The sequence below is a fragment of the Pseudomonas sp. HY2-MNA-CIBAN-0224 genome (genome assembly GCF_040310285.1).
Lineage (GTDB): Bacteria > Pseudomonadota > Gammaproteobacteria > Pseudomonadales > Pseudomonadaceae > Aquipseudomonas > Aquipseudomonas helleri.
The window spans coordinates 1-447 of the sequence record NZ_JBEOPQ010000185.1; the positions used below are offsets into that span (position 1 = coordinate 1).

Annotated in this window: 1 protein-coding gene; it reads left to right on the forward strand. The window is 50.3% G+C overall.

Annotated features, from left to right (window positions below; all coding sequences use genetic code 11):
* Nucleotides 1-447: AAA family ATPase (locus AAEZ03_RS25960; RefSeq protein WP_350582602.1), on the forward strand; the 447-nt coding region annotated here is incomplete at its 3' end.

Here is a 447-nt window from a genome sequence, read left to right on the forward strand (position 1 = left end):
CTGTTACTCGCTGATGAGATTAATCGCTCTAGCCCTAAGACCCAAAGTGCGCTACTAGAGGCGATGGAAGAGCGGCAAGTGACCCAAGATGGACAAAGCTATCCATTGCCGCAACCGTTCTTTGTGATTGCAACTCAAAACCCTTTGCAGCAAGCAGGCGTCTATCCACTCCCTGAATCGCAGCTAGATCGATTCTTGCTATGCTTGTCGCTTGGCTATCCATCACCTGCCGCAGAGCGTGAGCTTTTAAAAGGTCAGGATCGCCGTGAGTTACTAAAAGAGTTGTCTGCGGTACTTGATACCGAGGCGGTCTTGTTAGCGCAGCAAGGCGTCAAGCAAGTATATGTCGCGGATGTGGTCTTGGACTATCTACAAAGACTGGTGGCAAAAACACGATCAAGCCAAGAGTATCATGGCTTATCACCACGTGGCGTGCTGTCGCTACAG